This window comes from Mastigocoleus testarum BC008 (genome assembly GCF_001456025.1).
Taxonomy (GTDB): Bacteria; Cyanobacteriota; Cyanobacteriia; order Cyanobacteriales; family Nostocaceae; genus Mastigocoleus; species Mastigocoleus testarum.
In genome coordinates, this window is record NZ_LMTZ01000013.1 from 1 (window position 1) to 24,449 (window position 24,449).

Genomic DNA, 24,449 nt, shown 5'->3' on the forward strand with positions numbered 1-24,449 from the left:
CTGAATATATTCCTTGGGTCTGATAATGTATTAACCATCACCTTTTTGTATTTATTCAGCAAGCCCTAATTAAAATATTACTAGGCTTAATATCCCGATGAATACAATTACGATTATGGGAGAAAGCAAGTGCTTCTAACACTGGATAAGCCACAGATTCCCAAAAAGAATCCCAACCTTCAGGTGGAGATTCTTTTAGAAATGTCGCTAAATTCTTCTCCATCCACTCTAAAACAAGAAAATACTCACCTGTATTTTTATCCTCACCGGAGTCAATGAGTTCTACAATTCCTGGATGTTTTAACTCTTTAAGTGCTTGGGTCTCTCTTTTGAAAGACTCTGCTAATATATCAGTCTCGATCTGTCCATGTTTAAATATCTTGACAGCAACCTGTCGTTGATTATCAACCATATCTCTTGCTTGATATACATCAGCCATTCCACCCGAGCGAGGATTTGGAGATAGAGCATGGCGACCGTGGATCAAACGAACTTGCATAAATTTTATACACTTAGAGTCTTTTTCTTTTTAACACAATGTTCGGTTGGGTATATCCTTGATTTCACTGGTTTGTGAAGTGAGCAAGTAAGTAGTAATTATCTCAAAGATTATTTATTAGACCTTACGATATAAATTAATTCAAACCTATTTTTTATATAAATCTCCATAAATGTGCTGATGGTTATTCATCAACCATCAAAAAATCAAACCTTCCATCGCTTGTTGCAAATCTAAAGTCAATTTAGCAACAGCTTCCCTCGCACCTCTGCGCGAAGACTTATAAGCAGCAAATCTTTCAGAAACAGATATCGGTTCCCCTATAGTAATTTTTGCTTTTTGTTTGCCCAATTGGGGACGCTTGAAAGGATTACCACCTTCGATCCGAGTTACCATATCCGATAATAATAAAGTTGTCTCAGCAAATCTTTCCGCGCTGGGTTTTTCTCGAACATACCTACCCGTAACTGCCACAAAACTTTCTACTAACCTCATGTGCCACATGCGCAGATTCGCTTCTTCTGCGATTTTGTCAGCTAAACCCCTTTGAACCGCTGATAAAGCTTTTATATCCTTAAACTCTTCCCGAAAAATATAATTCCAACCAGCTTGCTCCACGCGACGACAGCGATCAGTAAAGTTACCTTTAGGACGTAAATCAAAATATTTCTCTGCAACTTGTAATGCAGTATCTAATAAAGCTTGCAAGCGTGCAGCAATTACTTCGTTACCATCACTTATTTCTGTTTCTGGAATTGTTGCAGTCGGTATATTTTGACCATAAAACCGTTGATAAAATTCTTCCATTAAAGACAGTAAATGTTTTGCCAAAGAAATTAACCGAGGATAGAGAGATTCCTGTGGTAAACGGATATCATAACCGCTTTGGCTTGGAGTTAAACCGGTACTAACTTCCAATTTAGTTAAAATTTGTTCTATTTTCTCCCAGGGAGAATCAACATAACTGTATTGGATACCTATTGGTAGAATTAAAACTTGTTCGTTGCGCTGGGCTTTGTGCAAATCTTCCGCACACCAAAAGCTTAACTGAGCAATACCGGGTTCCAATGGGTTGAGAATTTCGGAAAGTCCATTTGTTGCACCTTCCGGAGCCGCAGCAATGGGAAAATTTCCATTTGTAAATAAATTTCTTGCCGATCGCAAACCCGTCCAATCAGCTTTACCCCGTTGTATTGGGGTTCCACCCAAACGAGATAAAACCCAACCAATATGGGAACCAGCCCATAAAGGAATTCCCCGGTCATAGATAAAATGGGCGTGAATTGGATGTTGGAGAACTATTCCTCGTTCTCGTGCAGTTTGAGGTACCAGCTTCGAAAACAAGTAACCAAGACAAAGTGGATCTTCCACTTGGGGATGACGAAACGCCACCATCAAGCGGATTTTTTTTTCCTGAAATTGGCGAATCAAATCGATTAAAATCTCAACATTGTCAGCTTCAACTTTGGCGATTGCTGTTAAAGTATCGAGCCAAATTGGTAGTGCAAACTGAGTAACCCTGAGAAATAGAGGGTTAAGTGCTGGGGGTATAAACTCTAGGGGTGGCTGTGCTCGTTCAATTGGATGGGGCAAAATAGTTTTCTCCTAAAGTTATAAAAAATGGAACTGTAAAAAGTGGGACTGCAAAAAGTAGAACTACAAATAGGGAAATTTCAAACAGCGAACTTGTAAATAGTGCAACTGCAAACGGACAATTTTGACTTTTAGATAAGCTAAACATTATCTAAAAATTATCTAATTTTAATTAAAGGAAAGAGAAAATGAAACTGTCACAAATGTTATTCCTTACCCTCAGGGACGATCCGGCAGATGCCGAAATACCCAGTCACAAACTACTTTTGCGTGCTGGTTACATTCGTCGTATAGGTAGCGGTGTATACGCGTATCTTCCCCTAATGTGGCGAGTTCTGCAAAAAATCTCCCAAATCGTGCGCGAAGAAATGAATGCTACTGGCGCACAAGAATGTCTGTTACCCCAGCTCCAACCGGCAGAACTGTGGAAAGAATCCGGACGTTGGGATACGTATACGAAAGCTGAGGGAATTATGTTTTCCCTTACCGACCGACGGGAGCAAAACTTGGCGCTTGGTCCCACCCATGAAGAAGTAATTACAACGGTAGCGCGGGATATGATTCGTTCCTACCGTCAACTACCGGTACATTTATATCAAATTCAAACAAAATTCCGCGATGAAATTCGTCCCCGCTTTGGTTTAATGCGCGGTCGGGAATTTATTATGAAAGATGGTTATTCTTTCCATGCTGATGAAGAAAGTCTGAAAGAAACTTATGAGGATATGTACCAAGCCTACAGCAATATGCTGCGACGCTGTGGTTTGACTTTTCGAGCAGTGGAAGCTGATTCCGGTGCGATCGGTGGTTCTGGTTCCACAGAATTTATGGTTTTGGCGGAAGCAGGGGAAGATGAGGTCCTTTACACTGAAGATGGTAAATATGCCGCGAATGTGGAAAAAGCTGTTTCTTTACCTCCCGATGCTGAAACTTCTCCCTTTAGCAGCTACGAAAAAAAAGAAACACCAGGAACAGAAACAATTGAGAAGCTTTGTAAATTCCTCAAATGTTCTCCAACCAGTATAGTTAAAAATGTTCTTTACCAAACAGTTTATGACAACGGTACCACTGTCCTGGTAATCGTCAGTATTCGGGGCGATCAAGAAGTTAACGATGTTAAATTACAAAATGAATTAACAAGATTAGCTCCTAACTACGGTGCGAACAGTATTATTGCTTTAGATGTACCTAGTAGTGAAGCTCAATCAAAGTGGACAGCTAAACCCTTACCTTTAGGTTACATCGCACCCGATATTAGTGATGATTATATTAAATCTGGTTCTAATGAAAAGATAGTAGGAAAGTTTTTACACTTTGTAGATAAAACAACTATAGACTTAAAGAATTTTGTCACCGGTGCAAATGAAGGGAATTATCACGTAGTTGGTGCTAATTGGGGCGACCAATTCCAATTACCAGAAATTATCGTTGATGTACGCACAGCAAAAATTGGCGATCGCGCGATTCATGACCCCACACAAACACTCCAATCTGCTCGGGGAATCGAAGCCGGTCATATTTTCCAATTAGGAACAAAGTACTCTGAAGCAATGGGTGCAACCTACACCAGCGAGCAAGGTAAAGATCAACCCTTATTCATGGGATGTTATGGGGTTGGCGTTTCCCGTTTAGCCCAAGCAGCAGTAGAGCAATCCTATGATGATAATGGAATTATTTGGCCGGTAGAAATTGCTCCCTACCAAGTTATTGTGACAATTCCTAATATCAAAAATGCCCAACAGGTAGAAATCGGCGAAAAACTTTACGCGCAACTCAACCAAGCCGGAATTGAAACCTTACTCGACGATCGCAACGAACGCGGAGGTGTGAAATTTAAAGACGCCGATTTAATTGGTATCCCCTATCGCATTGTTACAGGTAGAGCGATCGAGAATGGGAAAGTAGAATTAGTTGAACGTAAAACCCGTAAAACACACGAAATTCCCATTGATGAAGTTGTATCTAAATTAGGGGAGCAGATTAAATCAGTTGACAGTTAACAGAGAACAATTATCAGGGAACAGGGAACAGGGAACAGAGAACAGTAGACAGTAATTAAATAACAGTTAACAGTCAAATGTGGTCTGTAAAGTCTTGGCGCTAGCCATAAACTGGTAACTGGTAACTGGTAACTGATAACTGAAAAATGGAATTACTGACAATTTTTCTATCCGGCTTGTTAGGTTTTATTACTCCTGCGGGGTTATTAGTAGATCGAACAGCAGAAAAAGCTATTCGTTCCCGACTGAAAACAGCACAAGAACTCCAAGTCAGAGTTGATAACGTTCCCACACACCAATTACTACAAGGTCGGGTAGAAAAAGTCAGAATTGCAGGACGTTCTTTGCTTTTAAAAAATCAAAACATCCATATTTCACAGTTAGATTTAGAAACCGACCCGATTGAATTAGATATTCATGCTCGGGGACAAAAAAGACTTCCGTTAAAAAAACCTTTACAGATGGGGGTACGTTTAGTTTTAACTCAACAAGATGTCAATAAATTATTAGAATCACCGGATTTTTTAAATCGTTTGAAGAAGTTTAATCTTGTTTCGGTATCTTCATCTAATAATTCTTCATCAGATGTATATAACTTAGCTAATCCTCAAATCAAAATTTTAGAAAACCGCTTGCGTTTCCAGCTAAAATTAAAGCAGGAAGGGAACGGTAAGCCTCTAAATATCCGGGTGGAATCAGGACTAAATGTAATCGCAGGTAGGCAGATTCAATTGGTGAATCCGACTGTAGAATTAAACCAAGAAAAAGCACCGGAAAAATTAATAAATCAAATTGTAGATAATTTAAATGAACAATTGGATTTAGGTAATTTAGAAAGTGAAGGAATACAATTGCGGATTCTAAAATTGAATATAAAACCGGCAGCAATTGAAATTGCAGCATTTATAAAGATAGAGCCTTCTTCTAAATTTTTAAAAGAACTGAGCTCATAGGTCTTGTCTTTTCATCTACCTAATTTCTCCTCACAATGTAAAGACTTTCTCAGCCCTGATGGATAATTTGGAAATGAAAGAACAACAAAAATCTAAAGGTATCTCTTCTGCTGTAATTGCAGCTGTCTCCGCTGCTGTTGTAACGGTAGGTGGTGGTGTAGCTTGGTTGACTTCAAATACAAATCCAACCCCCGAACCACCTGGTCGCGAACAGCTTAAAAATCAAAAAGTCAGCGTATATTGGCTTGAGAATGCTGGTACAAATTTAAAGCTTGAATCTCAACCAATTCAAGTTAAATCTGATGGTGAGCCAAATAAAGTATTACAAACAGCTTTTAAACAGTTACTCGCAGGCCCAACAGAAGGCACTGGATCGACCACCATACCCCAGGGAACACAATTGTTGGGTATTAAGGTGGAATCTGATGCAGTACGCATTAATTTATCTGAAGAATTTACTAGTGGTGGTGGTAGTACCTCTATGACTGGTCGCTTAGGACAGGTAATATACACTGCCACAAGTTTAAATTCCAAGGCAAAGGTGTACATCGAGGTGAATGGTAAGCCACTCGAAGTTTTAGGTGGTGAAGGTTTAGTTTTAAACCAACCACTAACTCGCGAGAGCTTTAATCAAAATTTTGAACTTTGATTCAGGTTTATTTACCTGAAGCTTATTTGACCGAGATAGAACCGTTATCTGTCAACAGTCCATGGTTATATTTGAGACTTTGAATGTGTAGACACAATCGATTCATATTTCGATGATTACTTAGTGTTCAATACACGAAAGTTACGGGCTTGTTGTTCTAACCTTGTTGCAAGGCGATCGCAAACCCGATTACACAATTCAAAAATCATCTGGTCTTCAACACTGTAATAGGCACAAGTACCTTCACTGCGTCGACTCAGAATACCCGCTTGCCACATAACTTTCAGGTGTTTTGATACATTAGCCTGAGAAGTTTGTGTTGCATCTACTAACTCTTGGACGTTTTTTTCTTCGTCCCGTAGTAGATGCAACAATCGTAGACGCATTGGTTCGCTGAGTAGGCTGAAGTATTCAGCCACTTGTTGCACGACTTCAGAGGGTACAGGCAATACTTGTTTCATCAGAATTGACCCGCAAGAACTAACAAATTTTACAATGACATGTCCGTTATATAGATTAATACCTAATCTGGATTAATTCGCATCAAAGGTTGACCATATTCGACAGGTTCTCCATTTTGGACGAGTATTTCCATGACTTGTCCCGATGTTTCTGCTTCAATTTCATTCATTAATTTCATGGCTTCGATAATACACACCGTCTGATTACTACGGATTCGGTCACCGATTTCTACAAATGCAGCTTCTCCTGGAGCCGGAGCACGATAGAAAGTTCCGACCATTGGAGAAGTAACCTCAACTAATCTTTGGTCAATGACACTAGAATTAGTATTGGCTTGCGTACTACTAGTAGCATAATTGTCTTGACTGCGATCGTTGAGTGAATCTGTAGTTACTGTTGATTGTAAGCTAGATGTGTTAGATGAGACTGATGTTAATCCTGAGTTTACCTCACTAGCAGAGGAAATTTGTTCTACAGATAACACTCGCTCGTTAAAACTAACAGCCTTACGAACAGCAATTTCAAAATCGTTACTTTTTAGGGTTACTTCTGCAATATCTGTTTGTGCAATAGTTACCAACAACTGGCGAATTTCATTAAAGTCCAATGGCACAGGTTTTAATACCTCAATAATTGTTTAGTTTTAGATAGGTTTATATTTCAAGAAAAATATTTCCAAAACAGGGAAATAAACTTGGTTTAGATATGAGCATCCCAAGGACGCGAAATTACAGCAGGAGATTATAACGGATTGTGAGTCAATGAGATAAAGTTCGACAATCAGACAGGTCACATCAAAGACTCTGCCGACGCCACAGACTCTGATTGACAGGTAACATAAACGAGGTATGTTGTTTTCTTGCTAGAGGTTTGTACGCCCTTTACTAACCCCTACAAGTCTTAACTCTTGGAAGTTTACTCCTGAAAGTTTTACTCCTGGAAGTTTTTACTGTATAGCTACGCATTTATAGCTACGCATTGAGCGCAGTGGGGCGCGTCTCACTCGCACAATTCTGCTATAGCTTGCTCGCAATCAAGAAATTTCAATCTCTTTTTATCTGCGGCAAAACCGCTGTATAACAGTTTTGCGTACGGATAAATCGCACCCTGTCCTGATGTCACAAATCCTGACTGCCAGGAGAATTGAGAGCACATATCTTAATTAAGATTTATGTTATTCCCTGCCTAAGTATTTATCATCACGAGTATCAATACGAATACGTTCTCCTTGAGAGATAAATAGAGGAACCATTACTGTTGCTCCAGTTTCTAGAGTTGCCGGTTTGGTTCCACCAGTAGCAGTGTCGCCCTTAATTCCTGGGTCAGTTTGCGTGACTTCTAGAGCCACCGCATTTGGTAATTCTACTTCCAATACTTGTGAATCCCAGCTGACGACGTTCACTTCCATACCTTCTTTCAGGTACTTGACTCCCGTGCCAATTTGAGAATCAGTCAAGCGATTTTCTTCATAGGTCTCCATATCCATGAAGACGTAATCATCGCCATCCTTGTAAGTATGTTGCATGGTGCTTTTTTCTAAAGTTGCTTGGGGTACAGTTTCCCCAGCACGAAATGTTCTTTCAACAACGCTCCCAGTTTGCACACTTTTTAGTTTTGTCCTAACAAAGGCAGAACCTTTTCCTGGTTTGACGTGGAGGAATTCTACCACCCGCCAAACAGACCCATCTAACACAATCGATACACCGGGTCTAAAATCATTACTCGAGATCATGAAGCTTTCAAATTTGGAAGACAATCGGCATTTATTGTACCCCTCAAGGGGAAGATTTAGTTATTACTCATGACTGATTAGTGATTACTACTCATTGAAGGTAAAAGCTTAGTCGCTATTAGCGATAAATTCCAGTATCCAGCTAGACATTTTATAAAATTGTTTACCTGAAGTACCCAGTTGTATATCGTCCAAGAGTTATGTAATAAGGAATTGATCGGATCGATTTTGCAAAAAAAAAACTCTTTACTCAATCATTCACAATCTATATGATTTGTAATTGATTAATAAATGTAAATATATATATTTGTGACAATCTTAGGTTAAAGGGTAATAGGTAATCTTTAACCCATTACCCTTTACCCATTAGCAATTACCAATTACCAATTTCCAATTTCCAAAAATCTATCTTTAGCAAGATAAGTTTTAACTTGTGGTTTGTGTCAGTATTTAGTGATAATTACTTACATGTATCAGCCTGTGTTGAGTACGTATAATGAAGTTTCCAGATTCAGTTATCTGGCTAAAAGAAAGCACGGCTTTAGGAATTCTTAAAGAAGATTCTCTGAATGCGATCGCTCAAGCGATGGAATCACAAGCTTACCAAGCCGATGAAGTTATTGTGAGTGAAGGTGAAGTACCCCAAGGGCTATACATTCTCTTGGAAGGTAGGTTAGAAACTGATTGCAGCGAGTCAAATAATCCTGGTAAGCTGCGCAGTTTACTTCCTGGAAGTGTAATTAATCTTCAAGAATTACTTTTAAACGAAGCTGCTTCATGTGGGGTTAAAACCTTAAGTGAATGTAAATTTTGGGTTGTCCCTGCTGCTAAATTTCGACAAATAATTAACCAATTTCCGGAGACATCCCAAGCGATTTCCCGTCTATTGGTGACTGAGCTAGCACAGCTCGCTTCAGTTTTAAGTTACGAGCAGGAACGTACTATTGCTTTACGTCCTTACTTAGTAACCAAAGCCCAGCGAGGAATTATAGGTTCGAGTCGCTACGCAAAACGACTGCGAGAGGAAATTAAAGAAGTTGCAAATGAGCGTTCCTCTGTATTGATTTTTGGAGAACCTGGTTTAGAAAAAGATAATATCGCTGCTTTAATTCACTTTAGTTCTAAGTACCGCCGTACTCCCATAATTCAAGTTAACTGCGCTATTCTTCAAGCCAGTGGTGCAGATTTATTTGGTCGATTTGGGGGTAAACCAGGACTAATAGAATGGCTTGGTGAAGGAACTTTGGTTCTTAACAATATTCAAGAATTACCATCCCAACTTTTCCCTAAGGTAAACAACTGGCTGCGAACAGGTGAATATAAACCTATTAGCCGTTCTGAAGCAGATGTAATTGAACCTCGTACAAGTAAGGCTCGCATTCTGATTATTGGGCAGAAAAGACAAGTAGATCTGCAAAAATGTGTTGAGCAAACTATCAATGTTCCACCATTACGAGTCCGGAAAACGGACATCGAAGCACAGGTAAAGTATTACATCAGTCTTTATTCCCGCGATAAAAGTATTCCTCGCCCGAAAGTCACTCCAGAAGCATTACGGCGTTTGCAGTCCTATGATTTCCCCGGGAACTTAAAAGAATTACAAGATTTAGTTGAAAGGGCTATAGTTCAAGCCGGAGAAACACAGGAACTGACAGAAGAAACTTTCTGGTCAGTCGATACTAAGAAAAAGCGATTTCGAGTCAATTTATTAAACGCCTACCCCAAGCTGAGAAGATTTTTGCGTAGTCCTTGGTGGACGGACAGAATTAATTATGGTTTTGTAGTTCCTATATTTGCCATTGTGGTCTTAGTACTGTTTCTAGGTCCACAAACCAGAGATCGAAATTTTGCTCTCAATCTGTTTTGGGCTTGGTGGTGGACTATTTCCCTGATAATATTTCCCTTTGTTGGTCGGATTTGGTGTTCGGTTTGTCCATTTATGATTTATGGGGAAATTACCCAAAAAATATCTTTATGGTTATTCCCGAGAAAGTTAAAATCTTGGCCTAGACAAAAAGCAGAAAAATGGGGTGGATGGTTTTTATTTGGATTGTTTGCACTAATTTTTTTGTGGGAAGAAATTTGGAATTTAACTAATACAGCCTATCTTTCTGCTTGTTTGCTGCTATTAATTACCGCCGGAGCAATGATTTTCTCCACAATTTTTGAACGGCGGTTTTGGTGTCGGTATTTATGTCCCATTGGGGGAATGAATGGTTTATTCGCCAAACTCTCGATGACAGAACTGCGAGCACAGCAGGGAACTTGCTCGGCTGAATGTACTACCTATCAGTGCTATAAAGGTGGACCAGAAAAAGGAGAAGGGATGGAAACCGATGGATGTCCCGTATACTCCCATCCAGCCCAGTTAGAAGATAATCGAAACTGCGTGCTGTGTATGACCTGTCTTAAAGCCTGTCCTCACCGCTCTGTAGAGTTTAATTTGCGTCCCCCTGGTATTGAACTTTGGACAACCCATGTGCCCCATAACTACGAGGTTGCATTGTTATTTTTGTTATTCGGTGGGGTTTATCTTCATCACTTACCAGAATTACAGTTTTATTTGGGTTTAGAAATCAATTTAAATAACTTTTGGGCGCATCTAGCTCTATCACTATCAGCTTTAGTTATTCCCATAGCTATTTCTTTACTAGCACATAGTTTAACGAAACTTTATTGCTGGCAAAATCGTACCAAAGTTCAACCATTTATGAAACTTGCTTACGGCTATATTCCATTAGTTTTGGGAGGAAATCTAGCCCATTACTTACATTTGGGTTTATCAGAAGGTGGAAGGATATTACCGGTTACTTTAGCAACTTTTGGTTTAGACGGAACACAATTACCGGTAGCAGTTGCTCATCCGGCTGTAATTGCCTTTCTACAAGGTTCTACTCTAATTATTTCCACCTTACTAGCATTTTTACTCACGCAAAAAATTGCTCGTCAACCTTTGAGAAAACTTATTTGGCAACATTTAGCAAGCCTAATTATGGCAATTAGCATGTGGAAAATTATTCTGCTTTAACCGTTTATTTTTAAGCATCTATTACTTGTAGGGTGCGTTAGGCGTGCAAGAAAATATCTTTTATTGGTCATTTTTACTACCACGTCATAACGCACCGGCATATAAAATTTATGTGCAAAGCGACCGCAGTTTAAATTTAAAACAATCGTTACAATACTTAATTCTGTATACGTTGACTATTTTCAGACTGATTTGATATTTGAGTTCTAACTAATTGAGCAAGATATTCTAATTCCTCTGCTGTCAATACATTTGATAATGGCAAACATAAAATATGTTCCATTAGACTTTGACTTTCAATTGGTAATAGATGACTAGGTGTATTTGGCTTTGCATCGATAGCAAATAAACTGCGATTTCCCCTTGCACTATCAAAACCAGCTTGGCGTAGTTTTGTGGCGATACTATCGGGAGAATCAATAAATATTGGCATTACCCAAAACGAATTATATTCAGATAGATCACCAGGAATACTAATATTACTTGGCAACATTTGTAAAAAATCCTTGGCTCGCTGGGTACGTTCTTGAAAATCACCACAGTTAGTGAGCCTATAGTTTAATAACCATAGTAAACGACGCGGCGGACGATAGCGAAGTTTGGTGGGTAATTCTCCCCTAGGAAAACCAAGAGTTACTTTTTTGATAGTTGATTCCACATCTAAATTTAATAGTTTCATTAAATTTATTAGTTGAGAATACAACCAAGGCATTGAACACAGCTTTAATAGATAAAATTTAAATACCCTCTTCAAATACCAAAAATCACTTTTTTGCGGATATTTTTGCTCAATAATAGCCATTTTTTGAGCTAATTTTTTATCCTTAATTAATGTTACTGCACCACCCAAAGCGGTACAAGATTTGATGGGACCAAAACTAAATAGACTAATATCGGCTGCAGGAGAACCGTAATATTTTCTCCCTGCAAAAGATTGGGCACAGTCTTCTACAAGTAAAATTTGATGTTTATGACAAAAATCAACGTAGGGCTCTAGGGGAATAATAATCCCAAATAAATGGGCAATTAGTAATAACTTACTGCGAGGAGAAACAAGTTGTTCTAATACTTCTATCTTCGGAGCGATTGTATCTATAGAAACATCAATTGGGACGGGAGTTAACCCATGACTGTGGATTATTTTCGCCATTTCCCGAATATTAATTCCACTAATTAATACTTCTGACTCAGGAGGTAAATCTAATGTCTGTAATAATAAATCTAAACTAGTTCTGACAGATAAGGTCACTAAAACTTCTTTATCTGTATGCCAAAAAGATTCAATACTACTTAAATAATTTTGTTGATTAATAAAAGGATTGAATTTACTAAAACAAGCGTGGAAATCACTAAAAGTAATATCCAATTGGATTGTAGGATGGGCGCGAAATCTTGGACGAGATAATTGATGATTTGATGTTTTTTCAAGTAAATTCATCTGTTTCGACCTGTTTCTTTAATCAGCCTATCTTTCTAATTTGTTAGAACAAACATCAAGAATCCATTCAATAGAGATGATGTATAAAACTACTAAGTATAAATCAATTACAACTTTCAAAGTATATAATTTAAGATCCTATAATTTAAGATCCTATGACTTGAAATTATTTAGTAGTTTTACAAATAAATGTTGCACATTGTTACTTAATATTAAATATTGGGTTGAGAATGCTGTGTTACTCAAACCACCAATAACGAAGTGAGTTAACCGAACAATCCCATCCCTGATATTCGCGAATGAATTCCTGATTTTTAATTACTAATTTTTGACTACTAATTTTTGACTGATGTTTCGCTTAATTTGTTTCTAAAGGTGCATCAAGAACTTTCTTAATTCTATCTCTAGTTTCTAGTAGATGAATTTTAGTATATTCATCCTTAGAATCAGCATCTTTTAATTCTTCACGCAGTTGCCGTAACTTATACCAAGCAACTTTACGAGCATCTTCAGGAACATAGCGCTTTCGTAGAACCATTTCAGACAAAAGATTCACATATTGTCCTTGTAAACCCCTACGCAAACTGGAAATTTCGATTCCCTTACCCCTATCTGAATCTCTATCCGTATCTTTGTCTTTATCTTTATCCTCAGGTTTGAGTACTTCTGTCCAAATCCCCGTTTGTAAAGTGTCAAATAATTCTGGGATTGTCAGTGCTTGACCGATTTCTGTCTTGAGTTCAATATCTTTCAAGCGAGAAATGCGATCGCTAGAGAGTAAATCCCGTAATAACATGGTCTGTAAATATAACACCAAATCATGAATTGGATAGTCCAAACGACCAGTACGCGGGTAACTACCCCAATGACGCCAGCGAGATGGTGCTAACTTATTTAAGAGTTGTGGAGAAAATTGAAGGGCTTCATCAGCAAAGACATACTTTTGTAGAGTTTTTAATGCCTTTCTTTGTTTTTCCACGGGAACAGGTTCAAATGGTAGTTTTCCCCGACTATTATTGGGACTAACTCGATGAAATGACTGACCGCCAATGTATTTTGAGATGTAATATACTTGTTGGAAATAGTGGCTTAATACTTTACCAAAATCTTCTTTAACTTCACTAAAACTTCCATTCTTGGAACCGGAACCTTTATTGAGTAGGTCCCACATCAGCCGGGAATTTTCTAACTGCCACTGAGAATAAACTAACACATCACCGCTGTTATCCCATGCATCTGCAGTAGGGTCTAAATTACGCACATCTTCATCCGTCGCGTAGCTTAATTCTGGTTTCTCCGACTCCCGAGCAATTTTTTCTAAAAATGGTTTTTCCGATATTGGGGATGTGGCTTTAGTTGGCATATAACCATACTTTATTGCCCATTCATCATAAACTCCCACCCCATTCGGGAAATAATCTCCCTGTTTGGTTCCTTTAGGAGCAATATTTGGTGGTAAATAATCCATCACAGAGGTGCTTATTCCCCGACGACGGGTAACACCTTTATCATTCATTTCATCTGGTTCTAGTAAAGTCGAACCGCGAAAATTATGTCTTAAACCCAAAGTATGACCTACTTCATGGGCAATAATTAATCGTAAGTATTGATGAACGTATCGTTTTAAATTGCTACTATTGGGCGGTTCTTGATACAGAAGTTGCATTGCTAAAGAACCAAAAGCATATTGGTTGGCAGCTTCTATGCCGTAACATAAATCATAACGTTGTGCTAATTCAGATAAATTACTAACTAATCCTTGGATATGGGGCGGCGATTTTTCTTTCTGCTCGCTTTCATTCTCACCTAATAAACTGTTACCAGTACACAGCATACGATTTTGCATGAACGCTGATAGGGAAGTTCTGGGGGGAGTTTTTGTTGGTTTAACTATTTGACGATATTCATGTTTTAGCGCCCGCACAAAACTAGCATCTACTAAAATATCAGCATCTAAAATTTCTCCAGTTAGGGGATTAACTCGGGATGGTCCCATGGCAAAGTACCCATCTACTGTGTTAATCCAACGAATAGTATTGTAGCGAATATCTGATGGATCCCATGTCGCGTCATCCGGCATTTGACGCACCTGAATTGCATCTTTGAAGCCTGCATTTTCAAAAGCTTTATTCCACATCAATACGCCTTCTTTGATTGCATCCCGGTATTCAAAGGGAACAGCATTATCAATCCAAAACACAATTGGTTTTTTCGGGGGTGAAATCGCCGCAGAAGGATCCTGTTTTTCTAAATTCCAACGATTGATATACCGGACAAAGGGGTCGCCAGTTTCAAAATTAGATAAATCTTGGTAAGCAGTAATAAAGTAACCTACCCGTTCGTCAGCTAAACGGGGTTGATAATTGTTATCTGGTAGCTGAGACAAACTGTAATGTACCCGCAGAGTAAAACCTCTTGAATCAGGTAATGAGCCAAATTTTTTATTTTTTTTAGTAGATCTACTTGCTTTAGAAAAATTTAATACCGACTCAATTTCTACATTTTTAGGAAAAGCCTTAGCATTACCAAAATAAGATTTATCTTTACTACTGGAAACACCCAAACTACTAGATAGCCCAGCCAAATCGGATAATAACAAATCTCCTAAGTCAATTAAAACCGTTTTCCGCTGGGGATGAATGCTTTTGATTTTGACCGTGTAAAGCACTGAATCGCTAAAGGAGCGGGCTAGCGATCGCGTTTGAGGGTCTCCTTCTTGCGCCCGAAAATTAACGTTACGAACAATAAAGTGTAATTGTTTATTTACTCTTTGAAAATAAAATAAAAAATCTTGCAGTGGCATTCCACTGTATATACCAGCTTCTCCAATACCTGATTCTAAAGTTGCTGTCGCTAAAAAGTTCTTATTAAGTTGTGAGGGATGAATTTCTAAATAAATTTTATTTTTTTCTTTATCTTTATAAAGATTAAATAAGCCTTTGACTAATTCTGTATTTTTTGTTATCTGACTAAAGGGTTTTAAAGCTGTTTTTTTGGTTTTTTTCTTAATAGCAGTACTCTTTCCCGTTGTACCTGTAACTTTCTGGAGTTGACTATTTACTTGTAAAAAAGGTTGTCGATCAATTTTGTTGATATCCTTGACTTCCCACATGAAGGGTTGCTTTTGTGCCTTTTCTCCCCCATCAATAACCCATACTTGGGAAGTATTTAATTTCTGTTGCCGTAGAACGGGATATTTTTTGACAGATGTTGATGTTGCTGACAATGTTGACCCGGATTCTTTCTCATAAATAGTAACTTGGTTTGTGGCAACTTTTTCTACGAGTGACGACTTTTGTTTTTCTACTGTGTTTGACTCTCTTAATTTAGCACTTGCCAACGCTTGATTAACTGGGAAGTTAAAACAGGCAGCTACCACCCCCAAACACAAGCTTTGCAAACAAATAATATTAAAAATTAATCTCTTCATCTGTTATATCCTTGACCACTACCATCAAATACTGGTATTTTCTGCAAACTTTCAACACAGGCACATCCACTTCACCCTATTTGACCAGAAAACAGCGACTACAGCGAAAAGTCAAGCAGCTAGCCTCTTGCTAGAATTCGTATTGCAATTTTTTCTAGTTATTTTGCACTGTTTTACTGTAGTATTTTTCCTAACCACTACGTCTGTAGCAAACAGTACATATTATTTTTGCAATAGTTCCGAAAAGATGCTGGGAAGATAACATAACAATTTCATCTGGACAATCAATTTTTTTGACAACCTAAAGATACTTTAAACAAACTTTTTTTATTTGTCTGTTAGAGCAATCCCATACAAAGGAGTCGTAAATGAATCAATATCCCGACGAGTAGTGGTACAAAATAATACTAGCTGATTTTAATCTGAAGAATCAAAGCCTCAAAAAAACTTTATTTGAGCTACATATTCCCAGTAATTAAACGTAGTAATTTGCGTAACTATGTCACATCTAACTCAATTTTTGCGACTACTTAAAGGTTATGTGAGAGACAGGTGGAAAATACAGATGGGGAAGAAAGATTTGGGGGTAACAGAAAAAAATTGTTCGCGAGGGAAAAATGTTCAAAAATGCACAAATAATGTTGAATATACTCAAACAAGTTTAGAAAAAAATCTATTCGAAGAAAGACTAAAAAAAACCTTACAATCATGGGCAAAACAGCGAATTAATGGTGCTTTTGTAATTAACGTAAAACAACTGCATTGGGAGATTTACGACTTACTAGGAAATAATGTCCTCAAGCCAGAAATTTTAGAAAAATTGATGTGCGATTTAATAAGTAGTAATGATATCTTACCCGTGCAGTTGTATTCCCGGTTAACAGATTTTTATGAGCGTTGGTGTCAGGGAGAATTTATCGATGCTATACCGGAGGATAATTTACCTCAGCAAAAAATGCTTCAATTGCGTTCTGAAGTTAGCACACATCAGACGGGGTGTTACGGATATGAGCAAAGCCGAACTCTAACAAAAAACCTCAACATTGGACTGCGCCAAATTGATATTAGTGCCGGTCTAAATGTGATGATTTTACTGTTTGAATTACATCGAATAGCTCAACAGAAAGGTGAGTGGAAAGAGAAAATAAGTTTCTCGCCATCTGGTTTTCGAGATACAGATAATTTTTTTACTTCTAAACTCTTACGAGTAATTAACTATAGTGATACGGTAGCTATCGGTAATTTCAGTACAGTGGTAGGTGAATTTCTCAAAGGAGGAAGCTTTAGCGATGCTTATTTAGGTGATGCCAACCTTACAGGTGTTAATTTGAGCAATGCTAATCTTAGTAATAGCTTTCTCGGCGATGCCAACTTAACAGCCGCTAATCTTAGTGGTGCTAACTTTAGTGGTGCTAATCTCGGTGATGTAAACTTTAGCGGTGCAGACCTTAGTGGTGCTAACCTTAGGAATGCAGATCTAAGTGGAGCCACTCTAAGTGGTGCAAACTTAAATGGAGCCGATTTTAGTGGAGCAGACCTTAGTTATGCAGACCTTAGCAGCGCTAAACTCAAGAATGGGATCCTCGAGCGCGCTAACTTGACTAATTCCCTACTCATAGATGCCGATCTTACATCTGCCAACCTGAGTCATGGTGTATTTTTCGGTGCGAATCTTAGCGATACGAAACTCGAGCAAGTCAACCTCAGTTATAGCGACCTTTGTCGTGCAGATCTAAGTGGTGCGAATCTGCAGGGTTCCAATCTTTTAGGTAGTAATCTTAGCGATAGTATTCTTTTTGGTGCTAATCTTCACAACGCGGCATTGCTAGCAGCAGATCTCAGCCACAGTAAGTTTAATGGTGCATTCCTTAGTGGTGCTAACCTCAAAGGTGCAATTCTTTTAGGTGCAGATCTGAGTGGTGTAGATATGAGCCAGGTAATACTTAACGAAGCCGATCTCAGTGGAGTATTACTCTATGAAGCCAATTTATCAGGCGCAGATATGCGTGACGCTAATCTTTTTGGTAGCGATCTTAGTTACACAAATCTCAATAACGCCAACCTCAGTGGCAGCAACCTCAGTGGTGTAATATTTAACGGTGCAAATCTCAGCCATAGCAATTTGAGTTATGCCATATTGGAAGATATTGACCTCAGGGAAGCAAACTTAGAAGCAATGACTTGGAATGAAAACCAACAGTGGCGAAGTGTGCGAGGATTAGAAAAAGCAGTGAATATACCAAATGGTCTCCGGGTACACTTGAAACTAGGTTAGCTAACGTTCATTGCATTTAGAATCACTTTGTCGAAAATGCCATCGCCTAACCACTTGCGTACAAACATTAATGGTTTAGCAAATTGTCCCACTGCATATCTTGTTTTGGGTTTTCTAGCTTTAAGCGCCTTAGAAACAGTTTTAGCAATTAACGAAGGGTCTGAACCACCACCACCTTGTTCGTAGGAATTCTTGGTCGCTTCAGCAACAGCATTTGCCATTGACTTATAGGCAGAACTTCCGGATCTTCCTAACATCGGTCCCAACATCGTTGTCCCAAACTCTGTTTTGATCACCCCCGGTTCAATGATAATTACATCAATACCAAAAGGATCAAGCTCTAATCTCAAACAGTCTGACCATCCTTCCAAAGCATGTTTTGTTGCATGGTACCACGAGCCCATAGGTATATAAATTTTACCGCCCATGGAAGAAATATTTACAATCCGACCAGCTTTCTTTTTCCGCATATAAGGCAATACTGCTTGAGTTAGTCTAGCCAATCCGAACAAATTGACATCAAACTGATATTTCGCATCATCAATTGTTGTGTCTTCCATAGCTCCATAGCTACCAAATCCAGCATTGTTCACAAGAACATCTACACCACCGTGATGCTGTTTAATTTTTTCCACCAAATTGATTACATCATCTTCGTCAGTAATGTCCATCTTGGTAGCAATGGCTCCCTGCTTTTCCAAATCAGTCATTTTTTCAACTCGGCGAGCAGCTGCATAGACCACGTATCCATCATCAAGTAGTTGCTTTGCAATTTCCTTTCCTATACCTGATGATGCACCAGTTACTAAAGCCACAAGTTTGTGTGTATTCACATTAGACATAAAAGTTCCTGTGTTTACTTTTCTGGGAGTACGTGAGAATTCATCATTATTAAAACTTGATTCAGAATTTATATCTATAGCAAGTTGCGCTATTACAAGCAAAAATACGTATAAATCTTGTAAAATATAGGTAAAAACTTGTATCAGCGACTTGTCAATGGGCGTTGGAGCGAAATTATATTGTAGAGTGGAGTTCTTGGGAAGAAAATATTCCATCGATAGCTTTAGCCCAAAGTCTCGGTTTTAAGCAATTTTTATCCGAACATGAATTCTCTGTTACTTGAATCCATGTTATTTGGACTCATACTAATAACTTTTCGCTAACATCCTTTAACAAATACCTTAAACCCAAAAATTATCACCTTCACAGGTAATACCAGGGAGGCACCATTCTTTTATATCAACGTACCGGAAACGGGTATCAATTTCATTGATCGCAGACCTGGCTTTAGCTGAGAGAGTATGGGATGCAGCCGCCAAATTTTCAGCAATTCGCCCAGGATTAGCAGATTTGGGAATCACACTCGTTCCTCGGTCAATCGCCCAAGCAATTAATAACTGCGCAGGTGTTAAACCTTCTTCGGCTGCGGTAACTTTCACTATTTCATTTTCGAGAACGGGGGACTCTCCTTTATGTCTCAGAAATTTAGGGCGATCGCCAGAACCCAGTGGTGAGTAAGCAGTAAGATGTATCCCTTTGTCGCTACAGTAACTAAATAGTTCTTCCTGTGGGTTGTACGGATGCAATTCCACTTGATTAACCGCTGGAACAACGCCACTCTCTGCAATCATTTTTTCCAACTTAGAGATACTGAAGTTTGAAACCCCCACACTTTTTACAAGTCCCTGATCACGGAGCTTCAGCATTGCTTCAAATGTCTTTGATAAAGGCAAATCGGATAATGGCCAAAAATCTTCAGTACCTTCCGGCATCAATTTACCAGATCGAAAAGCAACAGGCCAATGCATTAAGTACAAGTCAACATACTCAAGACCAAGTTTAGTAAGCGTTTCCCGACAGCCTTTCTCAACGTCTTCAGGTGCATGAAAGGAGTTCCAAAGTTTAGATGTCACAAAAACTTCTTCGCGTTTAATTATGCCTTCCTTAATTGATTCACAAATTCCTCGCCCTACTTCATCCTCATTTTGGTAGATCCAAGCCCCATCAATGTGATTGTAACCAACACGAAGGGCTTCCTTAACTGCTCGATATGCATCATCTTCGCTAGACTTCCATGTACCAAGACCGAAAGCAGGTATTGCGTTTCCGTCATTAAGTGTAAATGTCTTCATAGATACTCCTTTTAATCCCTGAACTGCTATTCACATCAATAAGTTCTCGATAATTAAGTTCTCGATAATTAAGTTCTCGATAATTAAGTTCTCGATAATTAAGTTCTCGATAAAATCGCCACCGATTAAAATAGAAAAGCTACGGGTAATACCCAATATTCCAAATCACTGCTGATAAGGTATAATTACTCAAGTCAAGTATTTTTAATGATTCGTAATAATCTATTTCGGCTTCAGCCTTAGAAAAACAAATTAAATTACGGGGCGATGAATTATCTAACTGTTTTGGGGTTGTCTGCTGCGACTTTGACTACAATATCTTTTTTGCCGCAAATGGTAAAGACCTGGCAAACCAAATCAGCCAAAGATGTGTCTTACATCATGCTGATTACTTTCATTTTGGGTGTTTCCTTATGGTTGCTATATGGAATTCTTCGCCAAGATATCGCAATTGTTCTAGCCAATGCCATCACCTTAGTTTTTAACCTCACGATTTTATGGCTTAAAATAAAATACGGAAAAACTCGCCCTCGAAAATATCTGTGACAGCTTCTATATTCGCTGCTGAACGTCTTCTATTTAGTCCTGCTATTCCCGATAATGATGCAATCCCTACTATCTTTGCTTTTCCCAATGAATACACTGTGGGGATAACCAGTCTTGGGTATCAGATTGTATGGGCGACTTTAGCAATGCGTTCGGATTTACAGGTAAGTCGTTTATTTACCGATATTCACGAACATTTGCCCTTAAAGCCGGAAATACTGGGTTTTTCCATGTCTTGGGAACTGGACTACGTTAATATTTTAAATTTATTAGAAGATTTGCAGGTTCCCATCAGGGCTAAGGAGCGCAACGATAATCATCCTATAGTTTTTGGTGGCGGACCAGTACTTACAGCAAATCCCGAACCCTTCGCTGATTTTTTTGATGTAGTTTTACTGGGAGATGGGGAAAATTTACTGGGTAATTTTATTGATGCTTATAAAGAGGTAAGAAATGCACCTCGACAAACTCAATTAAAAGCATTAGCACAAGTACCAGGGATTTACGTTCCTAGTTTATATGAAGTGGTATATCGCGCTCCCGATGATGCGATCAAGTCGATTGAACCAATTTCATCAGAAGTTCCAGCTGTAGTTCAAAAACAAACCTATCGGGGAAATACACTTTCAGCATCAACGGTAGTCACAGAGAAAGCAGCCTGGGAAAATATTTTCATGGTGGAAGTGGTGAGAAGTTGTCCGGAAATGTGTCGCTTCTGTCTTGCGAGTTATTTGACTTTACCGTTTAGAACTGCGAGTATCAATGATTCTTTAATTCCAGCGATTGAAAAAGGTTTGACAGTTACTAATAGAATTGGATTGTTAGGTGCTTCAGTAACCCAACATCCAGAATTTGAAAGTTTGCTCGATCGCTTAAGTCAACCTAAATACGATGACGTTCGTTTGAGTATTGCTTCTGTCAGGACAAATACTGTCAGCGTCGAATTAGCGCAAACTTTAGCAAAAAGAGATACTCGTTCCCTGACAATTGCTGTAGAAAGTGGATCTGAAAAAGTACGCCGCATCGTTAATAAGAAACTTCAACAAGATGAGATTACTCAAGCAGCGATCAATGCTAAAGCTGGCGGACTCAAAAGTTTAAAATTATATGGAATGGTGGGAATTCCTGGAGAGGAACCCGGCGATTTAGATGCGACCGTAAGCATGATGCGCGACCTTAAAAAAGCAGCACCTGGTTTGCGTCTGACTTGGGGTTGCAGTACTTTTGTTCCCAAAGCCCATACTCCATTTCAGTGGATGGGAGTTAACCCACAAGCCCAAAAACGCTTGCAGTTTTTACAGAAGAAACTTAAACCCCAAGGAATTGATTTTCGTCCGGAAAGCTATAATTGGTCAATCATTCAGGCTTTGCTTTCTAGGGGGGATAGAAGACTATCTCACCTATTGGAATTAACCCGCGACTTTGGTGATTCTTTAGGTAGTTATAAGCGTGCATTTAAAGAATTAAAAGGAAAAATCCCTAAACTAGATTTTTACGTTCATGCTAATTGGTCAACAGAACAAGTATTACCTTGGGATCATTTGCAAGGACCATTACCTAAATCCACATTAATTAAACATTTGTCAGAAGCAACCACTCATTTTGAGCAGTCACCAGAAAAAGCTTTGGTTCGGAATGGGTAATTTTTACGCGATCGCATAGCAAACGTCATTATATTTTTTATACCAAGCTTGTTGCTTAAAGGTGGAACTGTGTACCTTGTAGCAGCTGATAGTGAGCTAATGGTATCGTTTATCCAATCTAACTACATGGGTTTTGGTAGTGGAATTTTACCTGCTCAAACTGGTATTGCATTGCAAAATAGAGGTTGCTGTTTCACCTTGGAGTCAGATCATCTCAATCAATTAGCACCTAACAAGCGCCCCTTACATACAATTATTCCTGGTTTCCTAACCCAAGATAATCAACCGATAGGACCTTTTGGTGTAATGGGTGGTTCTATACAGCCTCAGGGACCTCCACCCTACTTATCCAGGCTAGGCTCACCCAGCCCAGGTATGTCTAAACCATCATTGGGAACAATAAGGCTGATATGGAACCACCACTCAAAGTATTGAAGCAAATGGTCGCCCGTTTACTCAAGTTCTTCTCGACGAATCAACCCACTGTCCAACGTCGATTCAATCTGCTGCGTAATTTTTCGATTGTTAGCTTAAGTGGATTTGTCCTGTCCATTGGCTTACTCTCTGTGTTATATAAGGAACGGGCTATTCGTACTTTAGTAGTGTCCACCGAAGAGAGTAATGTCACCCTGACCAATGTGTTTGCCAAGAAGCTTTGGCCAGAACACGGGACGTTTCTAACCTCAACCCAAGGACTTAGCGATGAAGAACTGGCCGCAGATCCTCACACTCGCCAACTCTATGACGAACTCACCATCCAACTAGAAGACTCTCCCATCGCTAAGGTTAAGGTATTTGATCTGCAGGGGCGGACAGTGTTTTCCACTAATACCGATCAGTTGGGAGATGATAAGAGCGAATCTCCAGGTTTTTTATCTGCCAGGACTGGCCGAGTCCTCAGTCAACTGGGTCATCGCGATACCTTTAAGGCCATTCAACAAGTTCTTGAGGATCGTCACTGGCTATCCAGCTACATTCCTGTCCACGAAGACGGAAAAATTGTTGCGGTATTTGAACTGTACACCGATGTCACGCCCTTACTTCAGCGGATTGAGCGCACTCAGAAAGAAATCATGTTGGGGAGTCTGCTGATTCTGGGCCTGCTTTACCTAATTTTGAACCTATTTGTGGGGCGGGCAGATACTCTACTCAAACAGCGCACACAGGAACTGTCTGATACTCTGGAGGAACTGAAAAGCACCCAAACCACGCTAATTCATCAGGAGAAAATGTCTGGTCTGGGCGAATTGGTGGCGGGGGTTGCCCACGAGATCAACAATCCAGTCAACTTTATCTATGGCAACCTCTGTCATGTGGAAGGCTATTCTAAAACGTTACTTGAGGCTTTAGGGCTCTACGAACAGTACTATCCAGAACCCGATGCGAAGATTTGCGAACAGATGGAAATGTTGGATGTGGATTTTATAAAAGAAGATCTGGAGAAAACGCTGTCTTCTATGAAAGTCGGTACGAAACGAATTCGAGAGATTGTACTGTCACTGCGCAACTTTTCTCGTAAGGATGAGGCCGACATCAAGGCGGTGAATATCCACGAAGGAATAGAGAGTACCCTGATGATATTGCAGCATCGTCTCAAACCGCATCTACCGCGTCCGACCATCAGCATTGAGCGTAACTTTGGCAACCTACCGCTAGTGGAATGCTATGCTGGTCAGATCAATCAAGTGTTTATGAATATTCTCTCGAATGGGATTGACGCCCTGGATACCGCGTTTGAGCAGAAGACACAGGTAACTCAAAATTCACCTAAGATTACTATTACCACCGTAGCTTGCCCGGAGAGTGTTCGCATCAGCATTGCAGATAATGGGATTGGCATCCCTGAAGCAGTCAAAGCTCACATCTTCAACCCATTTTTCACTACAAAAGCCGTAGGTAAGGGCACTGGCATAGGTATGACAATCAGTCATCAGCTGATTGTTGAAAAGCACGATGGCAAGATTGAGTTTATTTCCGAAGAGGGTGTTGGTACGGAGTTCATTATTGAAATTCCTATCGTACTCGGAAAAATGCGAAATCAGTCCAGGCTTTGACCTGGGTTATTT

18 protein-coding genes are annotated in these 24,449 nt (G+C 39.2%); 9 read left to right on the forward strand and 9 right to left on the reverse strand.

The features are described from left to right. Window positions 1–55: 55 nt before the first annotated feature. Together BC008_RS03315 and BC008_RS03320 are read right to left on the reverse strand one after the other, a co-directional pair. Entirely contained in the window at window positions 56–499 is a 444-nt protein-coding gene (locus tag BC008_RS03315; protein WP_058183118.1) for a serine/threonine protein kinase, read from the reverse strand. A 198-nt stretch (window positions 500–697) separates the two neighbouring features. Then, a complete protein-coding gene (locus BC008_RS03320; protein WP_027843254.1) occupies window positions 698–2,092 on the reverse strand; it encodes a hypothetical protein in 1,395 nt (464 codons plus the stop codon). 188 nt (window positions 2,093–2,280) lie between these two features. Between BC008_RS03320 and BC008_RS03325 the strand changes: the two genes are divergently transcribed. The 3 genes from BC008_RS03325 to BC008_RS03335 all read left to right on the forward strand — a co-directional run bounded on the left by BC008_RS03325 (window position 2,281) and on the right by BC008_RS03335 (window position 5,694). Continuing rightward, window positions 2,281–4,092: a proline--tRNA ligase gene (locus BC008_RS03325; protein ID WP_027843253.1), complete on the forward strand. Its 1,812-nt coding sequence runs from the start codon at window positions 2,281–2,283 to the stop codon at window positions 4,090–4,092. Between the two features lie 146 nt (window positions 4,093–4,238). Beyond that, the gene (locus BC008_RS03330; RefSeq protein ID WP_027843252.1) at window positions 4,239–5,045 is read left to right on the forward strand and encodes an LmeA family phospholipid-binding protein; all 807 of its coding nucleotides are present in this window, start codon (window positions 4,239–4,241) and stop codon (window positions 5,043–5,045) included. Between the two features lie 73 nt (window positions 5,046–5,118). Then, window positions 5,119–5,694, forward strand: coding sequence for a GerMN domain-containing protein (locus BC008_RS03335; protein ID WP_027843251.1), 576 nt, complete (start codon window positions 5,119–5,121; stop codon window positions 5,692–5,694). 116 nt (window positions 5,695–5,810) lie between these two features. Here the strand turns inward: BC008_RS03335 and BC008_RS03340 are convergent, their stop codons facing one another. From BC008_RS03340 to efp, 3 genes are all read right to left on the reverse strand, one after another. After that, a complete protein-coding gene (locus tag BC008_RS03340) occupies window positions 5,811–6,155 on the reverse strand; it encodes an ArsR/SmtB family transcription factor (protein ID WP_027843250.1) in 345 nt (114 codons plus the stop codon). A gap of 62 nt (window positions 6,156–6,217) precedes the next feature. Then, on the reverse strand, window positions 6,218–6,769 hold the full coding sequence (gene accB / locus BC008_RS03345) for an acetyl-CoA carboxylase biotin carboxyl carrier protein (RefSeq protein ID WP_027843249.1): 552 nt from the start codon (window positions 6,767–6,769) through the stop codon (window positions 6,218–6,220). A 561-nt stretch (window positions 6,770–7,330) separates the two neighbouring features. Then, complete coding sequence (gene efp, locus BC008_RS03350) at window positions 7,331–7,888, reverse strand: elongation factor P (protein WP_027843248.1); 558 nt, start codon at window positions 7,886–7,888, stop codon at window positions 7,331–7,333. Window positions 7,889–8,384: 496 nt separating this feature from the next. Between efp and BC008_RS03355 the strand changes: the two genes are divergently transcribed. Then, window positions 8,385–10,916, forward strand: coding sequence for a sigma 54-interacting transcriptional regulator (locus tag BC008_RS03355; RefSeq protein WP_027843247.1), 2,532 nt, complete (start codon window positions 8,385–8,387; stop codon window positions 10,914–10,916). A gap of 157 nt (window positions 10,917–11,073) precedes the next feature. Here the strand turns inward: BC008_RS03355 and BC008_RS03360 are convergent, their stop codons facing one another. After that, window positions 11,074–12,354 carry a DegT/DnrJ/EryC1/StrS family aminotransferase gene (locus tag BC008_RS03360; RefSeq protein ID WP_058183119.1) on the reverse strand — a complete coding sequence of 427 codons (1,281 nt, stop codon included), beginning with the start codon at window positions 12,352–12,354 and terminating at the stop codon, window positions 11,074–11,076. A gap of 358 nt (window positions 12,355–12,712) precedes the next feature. Next, complete coding sequence (locus BC008_RS03365) at window positions 12,713–15,784, reverse strand: zinc-dependent metalloprotease (protein WP_027843246.1); 3,072 nt, start codon at window positions 15,782–15,784, stop codon at window positions 12,713–12,715. A 499-nt stretch (window positions 15,785–16,283) separates the two neighbouring features. On the opposite strand from BC008_RS03365, the gene BC008_RS03370 reads away from it, so the two are divergent. Further along, a complete protein-coding gene (locus BC008_RS03370; protein ID WP_036265354.1) occupies window positions 16,284–18,059 on the forward strand; it encodes a pentapeptide repeat-containing protein in 1,776 nt (591 codons plus the stop codon). Here BC008_RS03370 and BC008_RS03375 read toward each other — a convergent pair. Together BC008_RS03375 and BC008_RS03380 are read right to left on the reverse strand one after the other, a co-directional pair. Further along, on the reverse strand, window positions 18,056–18,901 hold the full coding sequence (locus BC008_RS03375; protein ID WP_036265360.1) for an oxidoreductase: 846 nt from the start codon (window positions 18,899–18,901) through the stop codon (window positions 18,056–18,058). The two genes, BC008_RS03370 and BC008_RS03375, sit on opposite strands and share 4 nt — an antisense overlap. A 342-nt stretch (window positions 18,902–19,243) precedes the next feature. Further along, window positions 19,244–20,194: an aldo/keto reductase gene (locus tag BC008_RS03380; RefSeq protein WP_027843244.1), complete on the reverse strand. Its 951-nt coding sequence runs from the start codon at window positions 20,192–20,194 to the stop codon at window positions 19,244–19,246. A gap of 267 nt (window positions 20,195–20,461) precedes the next feature. On the opposite strand from BC008_RS03380, the gene BC008_RS03385 reads away from it, so the two are divergent. The 4 genes from BC008_RS03385 (at window position 20,462) to BC008_RS03400 (ending at window position 24,437) form a co-directional block, all read left to right on the forward strand. Continuing rightward, window positions 20,462–20,740, forward strand: a complete 279-nt coding sequence (locus BC008_RS03385) for a SemiSWEET transporter (protein WP_027843243.1) — start codon at window positions 20,462–20,464, stop codon at window positions 20,738–20,740. Further along, window positions 20,737–22,383: a B12-binding domain-containing radical SAM protein gene (locus BC008_RS03390; protein ID WP_027843242.1), complete on the forward strand. Its 1,647-nt coding sequence runs from the start codon at window positions 20,737–20,739 to the stop codon at window positions 22,381–22,383. Before BC008_RS03385 ends, BC008_RS03390 begins: the two co-directional genes overlap by 4 nt. 69 nt (window positions 22,384–22,452) lie before the next feature. After that, entirely contained in the window at window positions 22,453–22,818 is a 366-nt protein-coding gene (locus BC008_RS03395; protein ID WP_235595786.1) for a gamma-glutamyltransferase, read from the forward strand. Continuing rightward, window positions 22,794–24,437: a sensor histidine kinase gene (locus tag BC008_RS03400; RefSeq protein WP_058183125.1), complete on the forward strand. Its 1,644-nt coding sequence runs from the start codon at window positions 22,794–22,796 to the stop codon at window positions 24,435–24,437. The genes BC008_RS03395 and BC008_RS03400 overlap by 25 nt, the downstream gene beginning before the upstream one ends. The last annotated feature ends 12 nt before the right edge of the window (window positions 24,438–24,449 follow it).

What these genes read in the sequence shown, in the direction of transcription:
- BC008_RS03400 (WP_058183125.1), top strand. Translation starts at nt 22,794, where the DNA reads ATGGAACCACCACTCAAAGTATTGAAGCAAATGGTCGCCCGTTTACTC.
- efp (WP_027843248.1), bottom strand. Translation starts at nt 7,888, where the DNA reads ATGATCTCGAGTAATGATTTTAGACCCGGTGTATCGATTGTGTTAGAT.
- BC008_RS03325 (WP_027843253.1), top strand. Translation starts at nt 2,281, where the DNA reads ATGAAACTGTCACAAATGTTATTCCTTACCCTCAGGGACGATCCGGCA.
- BC008_RS03340 (WP_027843250.1), bottom strand. Translation starts at nt 6,155, where the DNA reads ATGAAACAAGTATTGCCTGTACCCTCTGAAGTCGTGCAACAAGTGGCT.
- BC008_RS03385 (WP_027843243.1), top strand. Translation starts at nt 20,462, where the DNA reads ATGAATTATCTAACTGTTTTGGGGTTGTCTGCTGCGACTTTGACTACA.
- BC008_RS03355 (WP_027843247.1), top strand. Translation starts at nt 8,385, where the DNA reads ATGAAGTTTCCAGATTCAGTTATCTGGCTAAAAGAAAGCACGGCTTTA.
- BC008_RS03330 (WP_027843252.1), top strand. Translation starts at nt 4,239, where the DNA reads ATGGAATTACTGACAATTTTTCTATCCGGCTTGTTAGGTTTTATTACT.
- BC008_RS03335 (WP_027843251.1), top strand. Translation starts at nt 5,119, where the DNA reads ATGAAAGAACAACAAAAATCTAAAGGTATCTCTTCTGCTGTAATTGCA.
- BC008_RS03375 (WP_036265360.1), bottom strand. Translation starts at nt 18,901, where the DNA reads ATGTCTAATGTGAATACACACAAACTTGTGGCTTTAGTAACTGGTGCA.
- BC008_RS03365 (WP_027843246.1), bottom strand. Translation starts at nt 15,784, where the DNA reads ATGAAGAGATTAATTTTTAATATTATTTGTTTGCAAAGCTTGTGTTTG.
- BC008_RS03315 (WP_058183118.1), bottom strand. Translation starts at nt 499, where the DNA reads ATGCAAGTTCGTTTGATCCACGGTCGCCATGCTCTATCTCCAAATCCT.
- BC008_RS03380 (WP_027843244.1), bottom strand. Translation starts at nt 20,194, where the DNA reads ATGAAGACATTTACACTTAATGACGGAAACGCAATACCTGCTTTCGGT.
- BC008_RS03360 (WP_058183119.1), bottom strand. Translation starts at nt 12,354, where the DNA reads ATGAATTTACTTGAAAAAACATCAAATCATCAATTATCTCGTCCAAGA.
- BC008_RS03370 (WP_036265354.1), top strand. Translation starts at nt 16,284, where the DNA reads ATGTCACATCTAACTCAATTTTTGCGACTACTTAAAGGTTATGTGAGA.